Origin of the sequence: Actinosynnema sp. NPDC050801, assembly GCF_040673975.1 — a bacterium.
Classification (GTDB): domain Bacteria; phylum Actinomycetota; class Actinomycetes; order Mycobacteriales; family Pseudonocardiaceae; genus Actinosynnema.
In genome coordinates this window covers 52,806-67,885 of the sequence record NZ_JBFAQZ010000011.1, presented here as the reverse complement: position 1 = coordinate 67,885, position 15,080 = coordinate 52,806, and the positions used below count along the sequence as shown (strand labels likewise).

At 73.2% G+C, this 15,080-nt stretch carries 13 protein-coding genes; 4 read left to right on the top strand and 9 right to left on the bottom strand.

Annotated features, from left to right (window positions below; translation table 11 throughout):
- Positions 1–11: 11 nt before the first annotated feature.
- Positions 12–875 carry an NmrA/HSCARG family protein gene (locus AB0K14_RS24040; protein WP_360458915.1) on the bottom strand — a complete coding sequence of 288 codons (864 nt, stop codon included), beginning with the start codon at positions 873–875 and terminating at the stop codon, positions 12–14.
- Positions 876–933: 58 nt separating this feature from the next.
- On the opposite strand from AB0K14_RS24040, the gene AB0K14_RS24035 reads away from it, so the two are divergent.
- Together AB0K14_RS24035 and AB0K14_RS24030 are read left to right on the top strand one after the other, a co-directional pair.
- Complete coding sequence (locus AB0K14_RS24035) at positions 934–1,407, top strand: MarR family transcriptional regulator (RefSeq protein WP_360458917.1); 474 nt, start codon at positions 934–936, stop codon at positions 1,405–1,407.
- 49 nt (positions 1,408–1,456) lie between these two features.
- On the top strand, positions 1,457–2,659 hold the full coding sequence (locus tag AB0K14_RS24030; protein ID WP_360458919.1) for an ROK family transcriptional regulator: 1,203 nt from the start codon (positions 1,457–1,459) through the stop codon (positions 2,657–2,659).
- Here AB0K14_RS24030 and AB0K14_RS24025 read toward each other — a convergent pair whose 3' ends face one another.
- The 4 genes from AB0K14_RS24025 to AB0K14_RS24010 are packed head-to-tail and all read right to left on the bottom strand — an operon-like array spanning position 2,660 to position 10,687.
- Complete coding sequence (locus AB0K14_RS24025) at positions 2,660–3,772, bottom strand: TIGR02679 domain-containing protein (protein WP_360458921.1); 1,113 nt, start codon at positions 3,770–3,772, stop codon at positions 2,660–2,662.
- A gap of 47 nt (positions 3,773–3,819) precedes the next feature.
- Entirely contained in the window at positions 3,820–8,025 is a 4,206-nt protein-coding gene (locus tag AB0K14_RS24020) for an SbcC/MukB-like Walker B domain-containing protein (protein WP_360458923.1), read from the bottom strand.
- Complete coding sequence (locus AB0K14_RS24015; protein WP_360458925.1) at positions 8,022–9,206, bottom strand: TIGR02678 family protein; 1,185 nt, start codon at positions 9,204–9,206, stop codon at positions 8,022–8,024. The genes AB0K14_RS24020 and AB0K14_RS24015 overlap by 4 nt, the downstream gene beginning before the upstream one ends.
- Positions 9,206–10,687, bottom strand: coding sequence for a DUF2397 domain-containing protein (locus tag AB0K14_RS24010; RefSeq protein ID WP_360458926.1), 1,482 nt, complete (start codon positions 10,685–10,687; stop codon positions 9,206–9,208). Before AB0K14_RS24010 ends, AB0K14_RS24015 begins: the two co-directional genes overlap by 1 nt.
- A 51-nt stretch (positions 10,688–10,738) precedes the next feature.
- On the opposite strand from AB0K14_RS24010, the gene AB0K14_RS24005 reads away from it, so the two are divergent.
- On the top strand, positions 10,739–11,707 hold the full coding sequence (locus tag AB0K14_RS24005) for a cobalamin biosynthesis protein (RefSeq protein WP_360458928.1): 969 nt from the start codon (positions 10,739–10,741) through the stop codon (positions 11,705–11,707).
- Here the strand turns inward: AB0K14_RS24005 and AB0K14_RS24000 are convergent.
- The 4 genes from AB0K14_RS24000 to AB0K14_RS23985 are packed head-to-tail and all read right to left on the bottom strand — an operon-like array spanning position 11,649 to position 14,346.
- Positions 11,649–12,476: an SURF1 family cytochrome oxidase biogenesis protein gene (locus tag AB0K14_RS24000; protein WP_360458930.1), complete on the bottom strand. Its 828-nt coding sequence runs from the start codon at positions 12,474–12,476 to the stop codon at positions 11,649–11,651. The genes AB0K14_RS24005 and AB0K14_RS24000 overlap by 59 nt on opposite strands.
- Before the next feature lie 16 nt (positions 12,477–12,492).
- Positions 12,493–13,056, bottom strand: a complete 564-nt coding sequence (locus AB0K14_RS23995; RefSeq protein ID WP_360458932.1) for a DUF1349 domain-containing protein — start codon at positions 13,054–13,056, stop codon at positions 12,493–12,495.
- Between the two features lie 7 nt (positions 13,057–13,063).
- Entirely contained in the window at positions 13,064–13,894 is an 831-nt protein-coding gene (locus AB0K14_RS23990; protein ID WP_360458934.1) for a fructosamine kinase family protein, read from the bottom strand.
- Complete coding sequence (locus AB0K14_RS23985) at positions 13,891–14,346, bottom strand: low molecular weight protein-tyrosine-phosphatase (protein ID WP_360458958.1); 456 nt, start codon at positions 14,344–14,346, stop codon at positions 13,891–13,893. The genes AB0K14_RS23990 and AB0K14_RS23985 overlap by 4 nt, the downstream gene beginning before the upstream one ends.
- A gap of 63 nt (positions 14,347–14,409) precedes the next feature.
- On the opposite strand from AB0K14_RS23985, the gene AB0K14_RS23980 reads away from it, so the two are divergent.
- Positions 14,410–14,883, top strand: a complete 474-nt coding sequence (locus AB0K14_RS23980; protein WP_360458936.1) for a hypothetical protein — start codon at positions 14,410–14,412, stop codon at positions 14,881–14,883.
- Positions 14,884–15,080 lie beyond the last annotated feature (197 nt).

Below are 15,080 nucleotides of genomic sequence, written 5' to 3'. Positions count from 1 at the left end.
GACACCGCAGGTCAGGCGGGGCGGAGCAGCTCGGGCCACGGCAGCAGGCGGACGAAGTCCGCGTACCGGAGCCAGGTGATCTCCGGCAGCTCGGCGTGCAGCCGGCCCAGGTCGATGTCGGTGCCCACCTCGGTGAAGTAGCCGAACATCGCGGCCAGGTCCGTCGAGTAGCGCGCCACCACGTCCAACGGCGGGCAGTGGTGGCGCACCGGGTGGCCGATGGCCGCGGTCAACGCCGCCGCCATGTCCGCCGGGGTCAGCGCCTCACCCGCCAGGTCGAGCCGCCTGTCCGCGAACCGGTCGGGCTGCTCCAGGGCCAGGACCGCGACGTCCGCGATGTCCCGCACCGCGACCAGGTGCAGCTCGCGGTCCGACGGCACGGGCAGGTGGAACGTGCCCTCGCGCAGGCCCCGCAACGTCCAGTCGCCGAACTTGTCGTCGATGAACGCCGAAGGCCCCAGGACCGTCCACCGCGGACCGGCCGCGACCAGGTGTTCCTCGATGCGTCGCTTGCTGTCGAAGTGCGGGACACCGGTGCCGCGGTCGGCGTTGGACGCCGAGGTGAACACGATGTGCTCCACGTCCCGGGCCGCGTCGACCAGCGCGATGCCGTGGCGGGTCTCGGCGTCCGTGTCGCTGCCGAACGGCGTGGTCACGGCGAACACGGCGCGGACGCCGTGCAGGGCCGCACGCAGGGACGCGGGATCGCCGAAGTCGCCGTGCGCGACGTCCGCCCCCAACCGTCGCAGTTCCCGCGCCGCAACGCCGTGCGGGGTGCGGGTGAGGGCCCGGACGCGGTGGCCGCGGGCCAGGAGCGCACGGGTCACCGCTCCGCCTTGGGCGCCGGTCGCGCCGGTCACCAGAATAGGTTCCATGGTCAAAGGTTGACCTTGAAAACGTTCTTTGGTCAAGTGAGTTTGGTAGGGTGCGGTCATGAGCCGACACGAACCGGGTGACGCGCTGCTGGCGTGGCTCTACGTGCAGCAGGGCGTGGACGCGGTGCGGGTCGCCGTGGAGCGGCGGATCGAGGCCGTCGCCGGGTGTTCGCTGCTCGAACACGAGGCGCTGTACCGGATCGACATGAACGGCCGCCTGCTGATGTCCGAGTTGTCCGACCTGCTCGCGGTCAGCCCGAGCGGCGTCACCCGACTCGTCGAACGGCTCGTGCGGCGCGGCTGGGTCGTGCGCGAACAGCCACCGGAGAACCGCCGGGTCGTGCACGCCGTGCTGACCGACGACGGCCGGCGGGTACTGGCCGCCACGAGCGCGCCCGCGTACCGGGAGTCGGTCGCCGACGAGTTCGCCGCCCCGCTGAGCGACCGCGACGTCGCCGATCTCAAGCGCATCGGGCGCAAACTGCTGGAGGCGCACGGCAAATGGGACACCAAGCGGTTCGCAACCGACTAACGTCGGGAGTTCGACGCGCCCGTGTGGCGGCCGTGGTACTACTCGCCCGTTGGGGGTCGCCGTGCACCGCAAGCTGACCGTGCGCGACCTGCGCGCCGGTAACCGGGCGCGGGTGTTGCGCGCGCTGTACTTCGACCAGCCGCGCAGCCGGCAGGAACTGGCCGGCGTCACCGGCCTGAGCCAGGCGTCGGTCAGCAACGTGGTCGCCGAGCTCATCTCCGACGGCGTGGTGGTCGAGGCCGGGCAGGTCGAGTCGGACGGCGGGCGGCCACGCGTGCTGCTGCGGGTCAACCCGGCGCACGCGGCGGTCGTGGGTGTCGACGTCGGCGAGACGCACGTCCTGGTCGAGGTGTTCGACCTGACGTTGCAGCGGCTGGCGGAGGCGACGTTCCCGATGGAACCCGACGTCCACTCCATCGACGACGTGGCCCGGCGCGTCCTCGAAGGACTCGACCGATGCCTGGCCGAGAGCGGGGTGGGCGACGTGCTCGGCGTCGGCATCGGCGTGCCCGGCCAGGTCGAGCACGGCCTGGTGTACGCCCAGACCGTCGGCTGGCACGGCGTCGAGTTGGAGCAGCTGCTCCGGACCGGCACCGACCTGCCGCTGTTCCTCGACAACGGCGCGAACACGTTGGGGCAGGCCGAGGTGTGGTTCGGCGCGGGCCGCGGCACGGGTGACGTGGTGGTCGCGCTGATCGGGTCGGGCGTCGGCGCGAGCGTCATCGCGGGCGGCGTGCTGTACCGCGGGTCGTCGGGCGGCGCGGGGGAGTGGGGGCACACGACGGTCGCGCTGGACGGCCGGCCGTGCCGGTGCGGCGCGCACGGGTGCCTGGAGGCCTACATCGGCGCGTCCGCCGTGGTCGACCGGTACCGCGCGGTGCACGCCGACGTGCCCGCCGAGCAGGAGGCGGCGCTGGCGGCGCTGGTCGCGGACGGTTCGCGGGCCGCACGGGACGTCCTCGCCGAGACCGCCCGCTACGCGGGCCTCGGCATCGCGAACCTGATCAACCTGTTCAACCCGTCGCAGGTGATCGTCGGCGGGTGGGCCGGGCTGCTGCTGGGTGCGCGAATCCTGGACGACGTGCGCGCCCAAGCCTCCCGCCACGCCCTGCACCGGCCGTTCGAGCAGGCGTCGATCACCCTGTGCGAACTGGGCCCCGAGTCGGTCGCGCTCGGCGCGGCCACCCTGCCCGTCGCCGAGTTCCTGGCCGCGGGCGGCGTGCGCCGCCGCACGGCCAGCCGCGTCGTCTAGTCAGGACCGGTCCCGCCTGCCGACGGCCCGCAGCACGTCGTCCACCACGGCCTCGACCCCGATCCCGGATCCGATCGCCCTGAAGTCCGCCAACATCGCCGAGTGCCGGGCGAGCTCCTCGGGGGCCAGGCCGTGGAGCACGGGGATCAGCAGGGTGCTCTGGCTGCGCGCCACGCTGAAGAAACCGTTCACCTCTTGCCGCGTCCAGAACTTGCCGAGGGAGTGCGGGCTCATCACCAGCAGTCCCGCCTGCGACCGCTGGATCCCCCGGTCGATCGACTCCCGGATGCTGTCGCCGGCGAGCATCGTGTACTCGTCGTACCAGACGCGCAGCCCGGTCTCCCGCAGCGCGCTCGCGAGTGGGCGGACGAAGTCGTTCTTGTCCTCGTGCGCGTGGCTGATGAACACGTCCCAGGTCGACTTGTCGTCCATGATCACCCCGGCGCGCAGCCACGACAACCAGCGATCGTGGGACGTCGTCGGCATCGCCTTGGAGTGAGCCGAAACCACCGCGCGCAGCACGAGCCGACCGACCAGGTGACGAGGGCTCAGACCGCTCACGTCACCGGTGTAGGACTCCGCGAGCCCTCGCAGCGGCATGTGCTCGTCGGGGTAGGAGCCCGGATCGAGCACCAACCGGGACAGGATGGCCGCGCAGCGCTGGGCCGTGACCCGCACCTCGGTGGACGCCACGAGTCGCGGGCTCTGACAGTGGTCGAGCCAGGACTCCGCCCACGGGTGGGAGTCCAGTCCGACCCTGGCCAGCTCGGCGGTGAAGATCCCACGCCGTTCCGCCTTGGTCAACACCGGCTCGCCGATGAGCGTTTCGAGCAGTTCGCGCAGGCCGTTGCCGAACTTCCCCCGGCGCAAGCGGCCGTCCAGTTCCGCCACCGTGACCGTCGTCCGCGTGCCGGGACGCAGTTTCCGGCGGGAAGGCGCGGGGTGGTCGAACGCGCCGAGCAGGCCGCCGATGTCGTTGGCGGTGTGCACGTCGCCCGTTCCCACGGTGAAGCCGGCCTCGTCGGACTCCAGGGCGTTGAGCGCTTTCGTCCACAACTCCCGGTAGGACTGCTTGCCGTACAACTCGTGCACATCGGCGTTGCTCAACGTCACCGGCCGATGCTACCGACGGTTCCCGCGTCCTCCCGGAGGAACACCGATCAGGGGTCGACCCGGTCCAGCGCCGCGCCGTCCCACGTCGTCCGCGTGCACGCCACGCCGCGGCCGTTCTTGGGTCGCAGCACGTCGTAGATGTGCATCCGCGGGATCTTGTCGGACACGCCCCAGCCGCTGGGCCAGGTGATCACCCAGTCCATGTCCAGGTCCACCAGCAGGCCGAGCATCCGCGCGATCGTCGGGTCGTCCAGCCGCTCGAACGCCTCGTCCAGCAGCACCAGCCGCAACGGCGAGAACTCGCCGCTCACCGCGTCGTAGAACGACGCCGCCGCCGCGAACAGCGTCACGTACGAGATCAGTCGTGTCTCGCCGGACGACAGCTGCCGCAGCCGGCGTTCGCGCGGGTTGCCGTCCGGGCCGGTGTCGGCGACCGTGACGGTGAACTGGTGCCACGTGCGGTAGTCCAGGGCGCGGGACAGGATCTCGGCGTAGTTGCCGGTGTGCGCGTCCCGTTCGGCTTCGATGCGCTCGGTGAACACGCGCCGCAGGGTGGCGTCCTGGTCGGGATCGCGGTCCGCGTACGGCAGGCGGACCAGCGCGAGCGCGTCGCGCGTCTCCTCCTCCAACGCCGCCGACGGCTTCCACGCCAGCTTCACGTGCACGCCCTGGCTGGACCGGGCCTTGCCGAGCACCTCGTTCATCCGCTTGCACAGGTCCTCGGCGACCGCGATCTGCCCGCGCAGCCACTCGGCCAGGTCGCGGATCAGGTAGTCGGCGAAGATGTTCTGGTACTGCTCGTCGAGGAAACCGCGCTGTTCGGCCAACTTCGCGGTGACCTGCCGTGCGGCGACGGCCACCGGCCGGGCGCCCTCCTCGCCGGTGACGGTGACGGTCAGCAGGCCGACGTGCTGCTCGGCGGCGATGTCGTGGCTGCCGGCCAGCGAGGTCTGCAACGCCTGGAGCTTGGTGATCACGGTCGCCTCACCCGCGCCGCGCCGGTCGGAACCCGCCAGCGCCGCGCGCACCGACGTGACGTCCTCCGGCACGTCCGGCAGCGCGGCCACCAGGATGCCGGGGGCCTGCACGGTGGCCTTGAAGTGCTCGGTCGCGTGGGTGAGGGTGTCGCGGGCGGAGGCGAGCTGTTCGGCCGAGGTCTCGATCTGGGCGCTCAACTTGGCCGCCTGTTCACGCGCCGACGCGACCTGCTCCCGCACACCCTTCAGCTCGTCGCGCATCTCCCGCCGTGAACGCTCCACAGTGGACAGTTGATCCGCGATCTCCCGCGCCTCGCCGCCGATCGCGTCGGTCAGCTCGGCCAACGTCGACGCCTGCGACGCGTAGTCGACGCACCGCGCCTCCGCATCCGCCTCGGCGGCAACCCGATCGTCCACGGCGGCGTGGTACCGGTGCGTCGCGTCGGTCAGGTCGGCGACCGTGCCGCGGCACGGGCGGCGCAGCACGTCACCCAGCCGATCGGCCGTGCGCTGCGCCTCGGCCGCCGCCTGCTGGGCCTGCTGCAGGCCGTCGGTGGTGGCGGGCAGGCCCGCGTCACCCGCCTGGCGCACGACTTCGGCGGCGGCGGCCTCGCCGCGGGCCTGGGCGGCGGCGAGTTCGTCGCGCAGCTCCTGCGCCCGGCGGGCGGCCCGATCGGCCGATTCCTGCGCGGCTTGCAGGCGGCCGTGGCGGGCGACGAGCTCGCGGTCGGCCGGGAAGCGGTCGAGGTGGGTCTCCCACTGCTCGACCCGGCCGTGCGCCGCGGCGAGGTCGGCTTCGGCCGCGCCCAGGTCGGCGCGCAGAGTGGCCAGCTCGTCCTCCAGTTCCGCGATCCGCCGCCGGCGGGCGGCTTCGCGGGCACCCGCGCCGATGAACTCCGCCGCGTCCTTGTGCCACGCGCCGGTCAGCACGCCTGCCTGCCACCGTCCGTCCGGCGACACCGCGAATCCGGGCGCAGGGACAGGGGCAGGGGTGAGGGTGTGCAGGGACACCGATGCGAGCAAGTCCGCCACGACCGCGGCAGGCACCGGGGAGTTCGGCTCGACGGCCGGGATCAGGACCGTCGCCAGGGATGGGCCGTCGACCGGGGTGCCGGGTACGGCCAGCACGTCGTGAGGTGCGGCCGGGACGTCGTGGTCAGGTACGGCCGGTGCGTCGTCGGGTGGTGCGGTCGGCAGGTCGGGGGTGGTTTCGGCGGTTCCGCTGGTTTTCAACCGAGTGGTGGTAACAGTGTTTCCGTACATATTCGGGCCATGTTCACCCGAAAGTGTCCCCGGCACCCAGGCGTCCAAGAGGCCGGATGCTTCCAGGGCCGCTTCCAGGCCCGCCCGCGCCGCCTCGTCCACCGACGGGTCGAAGTCGACCAGCCGGTAGAACGGGGCACCGGTGGCGGAGTCCCGGTCCGCCGCGGTGAAACGACCGCGGTCCGGTGCCTGTGCCGTCCCCGATCGCAGGCCGGAGAGCTCGGCGTCCAACCGGTTGATCGACGTGACCAGGTCCGCCCGCCGCCGCACGACGGCATGTGCGCCGTCCCGGGCGGCCGTCACCAGAGGACCCACCCAGTCCCGGGCGGCGGTGGTGAGGGAGCGGGCGGTGGCCGGGTCCACGGCGGTGGGCACGGCCAGCGGGGAGTCCGGCCGGACCTCCGCCAACGGGCCCGAGGTCCGCCACGACCCGACCTCGGCCAACCAGTCCTGGGCCACCTCGGCCAGTTCCTGCGCCTCCTGGTTGCGCAGCGCCGCCGCCTCGGTCGCCGCGTGCTGCGCATCCCGCGCGGTCTGGCGAAGGGTGTCGACCTGCCGTTGCGCCGAGTCCAGCTCGGCCGCCCGCGCGGCCAGCGCCAGCGCCAACGCCCCGCGCTGCCGGGCCGCCGAGGCGATCTCCGACATCCTCGCGGCCGCCGCCTCCAGCACCTCGTCGCCCACCTCGGCGGCGGGCGGCACGCGGCGTTCGATCGGCAGTGGTTCGGCTTCGGGGTCGGGCTTGGCCCGCACCGACTCCGTGCGGACCAGAGCGTCCGAAGCGGACACGGCGGGGACGTCCGGCACCGCCGAGGCGTCGAGGCCCGTCACCCGCAGGTGGTGGCGCAGCGGCTCGACCAGCTCGTGCGCCGAGCCGAGGTCCTCCGCCAACCGCCGCAGCAGCCGCAGCACGCCGTCGACCGCGCCGTCCTCCTGCAACCGCTGCTTGTTCGCCATGTCCAACGCCGCGGCCGCCGACGAGCGCTTCTCCGCCACCAGCTTCTCGCGCGTCTGCAGGTCCTGGAGGTCGCGGAACGCGGGCAGCTCCTTCAACGCCCCGATGGTCTCCTCGGCCTGCTGCTCACCGGCCTCCAGCGACGTCAACGAGTGCTCCGCCGCCGCACGCGCCGCCAGCGCCTCCTCCAACGACGCCGACAGCCGGGCCGACGCGCGCTCCAGCTTGCGCACCCCGTCCTCGGCCGCACCCAACCGCTCCGCCGCCGCCCGCAACCCGCCGAACGCGTAGTCCGAGTAGGTCTTCAGGAACGTCCCCAGCGCCGCGTCGGCCGACGAGAGCCGGGTGATGTTCTCCCGGATCGACTCCAGGTCGTCGAACGACGTCGCCAGCTGCTCGACCATCGCCGAGTCCAACGGCGGCAGCGCGTCGGACAGGATCTGCTCCAGCTGCCCCTCCAGCACCTTCAACCCGACGTCGGGGTTGCGCAGCGTCCGTTGCAGGTGCAGCAGGTCGCCGTACCGGGGCGCGGGCACGCCGTACACGGTCTCGGCCACGCGGGCCCGGAACGCGGCCTCCTCCAGCACGCAGTCCGCGCCGATCAGGTCGCGCAGCTGCGCCGGGCCCAACGGCGTGCGGTCCGGACCCACCAACGTCAGGCCACGACCCACGCGGGACGACGTGATGAACCGCCACGAGTCGGTGATCGCCTGGGACGTCTTGGACGCCTTCACCCCCAACCCGCAGGTCAGGTACTCGTCCGAACCCGAGCCCGAGTCCGCGCCGCGGGTCAGCTCCACCCACGCGTACCCGATCCGGTTGGGCCCGCCGTCGTAGTCGTCCAGCATGAGCCGCCGCAGCGACACCGTGTCGAAGCCCTTGGAACCGACCTGCCTCAGGTCGCCGTCCAGGCACAGCGGCAGCAGCAGTTCCAGCGTGCGCGACTTGCCGGACCCGTTGGTGCCCTGGAAGATCGCGCGGCCACCGGAGAAGTCGAACTCCTGCTCGGTGTACTGCCAGATGTTGACGATGCCGCCCCTGTGCAGCCGCCACCTGTTCACGCGGTCTCCTCATCGAACAACGACCAGCTGGGCACGTCCGGCACGACCACCGGCTCCACGTCACGTTCCGGGTCGCCGTCCGGCGCGGGCAGCCACCGGTGCGCGGCCGCGTTGAGCAGCCACCCGTCCTCCGCCGCAGCGGGGACGGACGCGGGCACCGCCAACCCCATCCGGCGCAGCAGCTCCAGCACCTCGTCGACCAGCCGGTCCGGGTCTTCGGTGAACTGCTTGGACCACGCGGTCGGGTAGTCCTCCACCAACCGCTCGCACACCGACCTCAACTCCGCCAGGGCGACCACGTGCCGCCCGTCGGGGCGTGGCGGTGAGGAGAGCAGCTCCGGCAACGCCAGCAACGCGATCCGCGCCACGGTGGAGGTGCCGGGGAAGTACAGGTCGGTCAGGTAGTCCTCGGGGTCGGCGGCCAGCACGCCCTCGACCCGGCACTCGGTGCGCAGGCCGAAGCACGTCTCCAGCAACACCGACTCCTTGCGCTGGTTGCGCCGCAACCACTCCGCCTGCTCGGGCGCCAGGTCCGCGTACAGCACCACGGGGTTCTCGACCAGCTTGCGCCGCACCGCGTGCTCGACACCGCGCGGACCGGGCCGTGCGGCCAGCTCCACCAGCCGTGCCGGGGAGGACGCCTCCGCCACCGGACCGGTCAGCAGCTGGCCGAGCAGGTCGGTGTCGATCGTGATCAACGCCTCGGCCTGCACGTCCACCGTGCCCTCGGTCTCGTGCAGCACGCCCAGCGACACCAGGTGCCGCAGCGCCGCCGTCAACGCGCGCCGGTCGGTGACGTCGTCCACGACGGTGAGCCCGGCCTCCACGGCCGCCGCGCGGACGTCCGCCACCAGCCGCGACAGCAACGTCTGCCGCCCGATCCCGGTCAGCACCGCCATGGTCAGCGCCACGTACGCGTAGCCGCGCGGCGACATGCCGAGCACGCCGCGCGAGTCGTCGGGTCCCGGCCCGGCCTTGTAGAGCCGCGCGAACCGCCGTTCCACCACCAGCCGGTAGCCCAGCACCCGGGCGAACAGGTCCTGCAACGCGGCCCGGTGCCGGAAGACCAGCGTGAGCAGCTCGCCGTCGGGACCGTCGGCGCGCAGCAACGGCCGCCGCAGCAGGGTGCGGGCGCAGCGCACCACGTTCGCCGCGTCGATCTCGGAGAGGTCGTCGAACATCAGTCGAGCACCAGCGTCGAGTCGTGCAGCGTCAACGTCCCCGCCGCCGAACGGATCCGCGTGGCGCCCCCAGGGTCGTGCGCCACCGTCACCCTCAGCCCGCGCACGGGATCGGTCGCCGAGCCCGGGTCGGTCGTCGTGTCGCGCTGCGCCATCGCCAACGTCAGCAGCTCGCACAACACCCCGAGCGCCTCGCCGGACAACGTCGTCTCGGCCAGCCGGGGCGCCGCCGCCGCCAACTCGGCCACCGAGGCCGCCCGCCGCTCGTCCGCCTCCCGCGCCTCGGCCAGCAACGACTGCTCGGTCATCGGGTCGTCCAGGATCCGGGACGTGCGCCCGCGCGCACCGCGGTCACCCCGGCTGCGCACGCTCACCTGCACGTCGACCACCGGACCGTCCCGCCACGGCGTGCGCTCGTTGTCGCTGTCGTGCTCGGGCGCGGGCGACAGGTGCCGCGCCGAGTGCAGGCCGAACGCCGCCGCGTACAGCTCGTGCGCCTGCGACCGCGTGCCCGAGTCGAACCAGGCCGCCAGCTTGAGCAGCTCGGCCCGCCGGCTGGGCAGCAGCCCGCCGCCGGACGTGGCCCGCTTCACGCTGGCCAGCAACGACCCGATCGCCCGGGCGGTGGCCTCGCGCAGCGCCGTCACCTGGCTCGGCCGGCCGGGCCGGTCCACGAACCAGTCGGTCAGCTCCTGCCAGTCCTCGGCCGACCGGCCGCGCGCCCGTTCGACCTGCTCGCCGAGGTCGGCGCGGCCCAGCAGCCGGAGCAGCTCCGAGCGCGCGGAGGTGACCCGGGCCAGGGCCTCGGCGATGGCCGGGGTGTGCCGCAGCACGTCCTCCACGACCATCTGGATGTACTCGACCAGCAGGTTGCGGAACCCGGAGATCTCCTCCGGCGCCAGGTGGTGCCGCGTCACGACCTGCCCCAGGTAGGCGTAGAAGTCGCGCACGGTCGCGGCCAGCTCGGCGTGCTGGAGGAACAGCGTGGTCACCTGCTCGGCCAGCGCCTCGCGCGACCGCGGCGCACCGCTGATCAACGCCTCCGACAGCGACCGCCCCAGCCGGTCGAGACCGCGTTCCACGGCGGGCAGCAGCTCCCGCGAGACCTCCCGCGCGCCCTCCGGCACCCGCAGCAGCTCGTCCACGTCGCGCTGCACCCGGACGGCGAGCTTGCTGACCTGGTAGCGCACGCTGCCGTGCTGGAACTCGGCGATGCTGGAGGCCACCACCTCGCGCCTGCCCTGCACCAGGTTGCCCCACTCGACCAGCTGCCGGAGCCGGTTGAGCACGTTCTCGATGCGCGACTCGCCGGGCTCGACCCGGCCCTCCCGCTCGGCGCCCGCCAGCGCGCCCGCGACCTCGCCCGCGGACAGGTCGGCCAGCAGCGTCGAGGTGAACAACCGCATGATCGCCAGGTAGGTGCGCTGGTGATCACGGGCGTCCAGGTACGCGTAGAGCTTGAGGCGGCCGGCTGGTTCCACGGTGCGCCACCCTAATGCGGCGGTCCGACACGTGCGGGCTACCGTGCCCGTGTGAGTCTGGGGCGCGCGGTGGGGTTGGTGCTGGGCGTGGCCGCTGACGCGGTGTTCGGCGACCCCCGGAAGTATCACCCGGTAGCGGGATTCGGACGTGCGGCGGCGGCGCTGGAGCGCAGGCTGTACCGCGACCACCGGGTGGGCGGTGCGGCGCACACGGCGGTGCTCGTCGGCGGCACGGTCCTCGCGGGTGTCGCGGTGGAGCGGTTCGGCAGGCGCAGCCAGGTCTTCCAGGCCCTCACCACGGCCGCCGCGACGTGGGTCGTGCTCGGCGGGTCGTCGTTGGCCGACGAGGGCACCGCGATGGGCCGCGAGCTGGACGGCGGCGACCTCGAAGCGGCGCGCAATCGTTTGCCCAACCTGTGCGGGCGCGAGCCGCGCAAGCTCGACACGATGGGCCTGGCGAAGGCGACCGTCGAGTCCGTGGCGGAGAACACGTCCGACGCCGTGGTGGCCCCGCTGTTCTGGGGCGCGGTCGCGGGCGTGCCCGGTCTGCTCGGCTACCGCGCGGCGAACACCCTCGACGCCATGGTCGGCCACCGCAACGAGCGGTACCTCCGGTTCGGGTGGGCCGCGGCCCGGCTGGACGACGTGGCCAACCTGCTGCCGTCACGGTTGGCGGCGCTGCTCACGGCGGCGGGCGCGCCGGTCGTCGGCGGGTCCGCCGGCGAGGCGTGGCGGACGTGGCGGCGGGACGCGGCGGCGCACCCCAGCCCCAACGCGGGCCAGGTCGAGGCGGCGTTCGCGGGTGCCCTGGAGGTCCGGCTCGGCGGTCGCACGGTGTACGCGCACGGCGCGGAGGACCGGCCGGTGCTCGGGCACGGCCGCAACCCCGACGCGGGTCACGTCACGCGCGCGGTGGAGCTGTCGCGGGTGGTCGGCGCGTCGGCGGCGGCCGTGACCGCGGTCATCGCGCTGGCGCGGCCTCGTCTTCGGCGAGCTGTTCGGCGACGGACTTCCGCCTGACCCTGGTCCTGCCGTCCTTGGTCTTGCCCTCCGGGCCGTCGTCCTCGCGCAGCGCGCCGCCGGGACGGATCTCGCGGACGGTGAAGTACAGCCAGCCGCCCAGCGCCATCGCGCCGAACGCGATCCACTGCAACGCGTAGGAGAAGAACGGGCCCGCGTCGAGCTTCGGCAGCGGCAGGGCCTGCTCCACGCCGGGCTGGCCCTCGGTGAGCTGGAAGTAGCCCGGCCGGATGTCGAGCCCGGCGGCCCGGCCGACCACGGCGGAGTTCACCGAGTACACCTGCCGGTGCCGGTCCTCCTGGAACGCGTCGCGGTCGTCCGACTCGTCCCGGCGGGCCAGCGCGACCAGCGTCACGTCCTCGGTCGGCACGGGTGCGAGGTCGGGCACCTTGATGCCGTTGACCGGCCGCACGTAGCCGCGGTCGACCAGCACCACGGGCCCGCCGGCCAGCTGGAACGGCGTCAGCACCTCGAACGCCGCCTCGCCCTGCACGGTCCGCAGCCGCGCCACCGCCTGCCCGTCGGGCAGGTAGCGGCCGGTGAGCGTCACGCGTCGCCACTCGACCTCGGCGGTGGGGCGGTCGAGCAGCGCGGTCACGGGTACCGGGTCGGTGCGGACGGACGAGGTGACCGCGTGGTTCTGCGCCTCCCGCTCGGCGTCGCGGTTGAACTGCCACGGCGCGAGCAGGGTGAAGCACGCGCCCGCGAACACCCACACCGCCAGCGTCAACGCCAGCCAGCCGGGCTGCAACAGGAACCTCAACCGCACGGGACCACGGTAAGCCCTAGGCCGTTGTGACCTGCACCCGGTCGAATCGGGCGGTGAAGCCGGGGCCCGTCGGCGCGGCCACCATGACGCCCGCCAGCGTCCGGACCTCCGGCGGGAAGTACGCCAGCCGCAGCATGGTGGTCGGCTCGGCGTCGCCCACGCCGTAGCGGACGGTCACCGCGTCGCCCTCGCGCGCCGCCGCGATCGTCACCCGGCCCACGTGTCCGGCGGGCACCACCGACCAGTCGGAGAAGTCCCTGGTCACGACGGTGCTGACCTGGAACTCGTCGTCCACCAGCTCGACCCCGGCCTTGATCCAGTTCCGGTCGTCGAGCCACAGCGCGATGCCGGCCTGGTCGTACTGGGCGGCGTAGTCCGCGGTGAACGAGGCGGCGATGGTGAAGTCGCCGGCCAGGGGCACCCCCAGGACGTGGCCGCTGTCGCGGTCGTAGCCGTAGTGCGTGGTGCGCCAGAAGTCGGTCTCCGGGTCGCCGGTGATGGTCAGCCCGTCCTGGTCGCTCCAGGACCGCGGCTCGTTGAGCCACTGCCAGTCGTCACGGTCGAACGCCTTGATCCCCATGCCGTCATCATGGCAGCGATCGCGCCAGTGACAACGCCTGTCGGGCGTATCCGCGGCCGAACAGCACGGCGTGCACGAGCACCGGGAACAGCTGGTGCAGCGGCACGCGGTCGCGCCAGCCGTCGGCCAGCGGCGCGGCCTCGTCGTAGGCGGCCAGCACGCGGTCCAGGTGCGGGCAGCCGAACAGGGCCAGCATGGCCAGGTCGCTCTCCCGGTGGCCGCCGTGCGCGGCCGGGTCGATGAGCCACGCGCGGCCGTCGGCGGCCCAGTGCACGTTGCCCGACCACAGGTCGCCGTGCAGCCGGGCGGGCGGCTCGTCCGGCGCCTCCACCCGGACGTCCTCGACGGTCCGGGCCTCGGCGGCGGTCATCGCGCCCGCGTCCACCGCCAACCGGGCGTAGTGGGCGATCCGGTGCTCGGCGAACCACTCCGCCCAGTCGTCGGATGCGACGTTGCGCATCGGTGCCGCGCCGATCGACGCGTCGACCGGCCCACCGGGTGGGGGAGCGCCGAACGCCGGCGCGCCGGTCGCGTGCAACGCGGCGAGCCGGCGACCGAACTCGGCCGCGGCTCGGGGGGTCGGCCGTCCCGGCTCGATCCGGTCCAGCGCCAACCACTGCCCGCCGTGCCCGCGCACCCGCGGCACCGGCGGTCCCCCGGGTTCGGCCAACCACTCCAGCGAGGCGGCCTCGGCGAGCACCGCGTTCGGCTCCTCGTGCCGCTTCACGACCACCGGGTCGCCGTCGGCGAGGTCGACCTCCCACACGTTCCCGCCGAGCTGCCGGACCGCGGTCGCCGCCGCACCGGTCAGCTCCGCCGCCGCCCCGGCCGGCGTCACAGCCGCTCGCGCACCCACGCCAACAGCCCCGGCACGGAGGCCTCCACCAGCTCCACCACGTGGTCGAAGCCCTCCTTGTCGCCGTAGTAGGGGTCGGGCACGTCCACGCCGTCCGCGTCCGGGTCGAACGACCGCAGCAGCCGGACCCGCTCCGGGTCGGTGACCATCCGCCGCAGCTGCCGCGCGTGCCCGGAGTCCAGCGCGACCAGCAGGTCGGCGTCGAGGTGGTTCCGGCCCACCTGGGCGGCGGTGTGCTCGGTCGGGTAACCGTTGTCGGCCAGCGACTTCGCCGCGCGGGGGTCGGCCGGGTCACCGACGTGCCACCCGCCGGTGCCCGCGCTGGTCACCTCGACAAGATCACCCAGCCCGGCACGGCGCAGGTGCTCGCGGAATATGATCGCGGCCACGGGGGAGCGGCAGATGTTGCCGGTGCAGATGAACGAGACGGTCAGCGTCACGGCAGGAGTCTGCCAGGTCGGGCGCCCCACGACCGGCTCGGTGTTGGGGGTCCAAGCATGTCCGGGGTCGTGGTCGGGGTCGTCGTGCTGCTCGCGGTCGTGGGGGCCGTCGGGGCGGTGGTGGCGGTGCGCCGCCGTGCCTGGCCCGAGACGCCCGCGTTCGCCCGGCCGCGGCGTGTGACGTCGCCCGGCGGGCTCGCCCCCGATCCCAACGCCGGATTCTTCACCGACCGCCGTTTCGTGTTCCGGAAAAGGCATTTCTTCGTCGGCACGGGGTGCCCTCCGGTGCTGGTCGCCGATTTCTCGTCACTCGACGTGTTGCGTCGGGAACAGCCCGTGCGCATTGCCCGGTACGGCATTCGGGTGTGGTGGTGGTTCGAGGACGAGTTCTACCGTGAGGCGGTCGGTCTGGGTGCCGGCGACGTGCGAGCATGGGTGCGCGAGCGAGAACGGAAGCGGTCGGCCCGGCAGGACCGGGCCCGACTGCTGTCAGCGGCGGAAGAGAGTCTGCGAAAGCGTGCTAACGGGTAACGGATCGGCCCGCAATTCCGACGCCAATGGTGTGGGGAATGTGTCGGGAAGGAACGTGGATGACTCGCATGTGTCGTGTGCGGAGGTTTCGTCGGAAGGTCGGCGCCCGGTGGTGACCGATCCCTCCCTGTGCCGGGCGGCCAGGTACGAGGTGCCCTTGCCGGCGCACCTGGTCCTGAGCTTCGCCCTGCTGTTCT

Coding starts and splice junctions, on each gene's coding strand:
- AB0K14_RS24035 (WP_360458917.1), top strand. CDS start 934: ATGAGCCGACACGAACCGGGTGACGCGCTGCTGGCGTGGCTCTACGTG.
- AB0K14_RS24015 (WP_360458925.1), bottom strand. CDS start 9,206: ATGTTCGACGACCTCTCCGAGATCGACGCGGCGAACGTGGTGCGCTGC.
- AB0K14_RS24040 (WP_360458915.1), bottom strand. CDS start 875: ATGGAACCTATTCTGGTGACCGGCGCGACCGGCGCCCAAGGCGGAGCG.
- AB0K14_RS23995 (WP_360458932.1), bottom strand. CDS start 13,056: ATGGGGATCAAGGCGTTCGACCGTGACGACTGGCAGTGGCTCAACGAG.
- AB0K14_RS23980 (WP_360458936.1), top strand. CDS start 14,410: ATGTCCGGGGTCGTGGTCGGGGTCGTCGTGCTGCTCGCGGTCGTGGGG.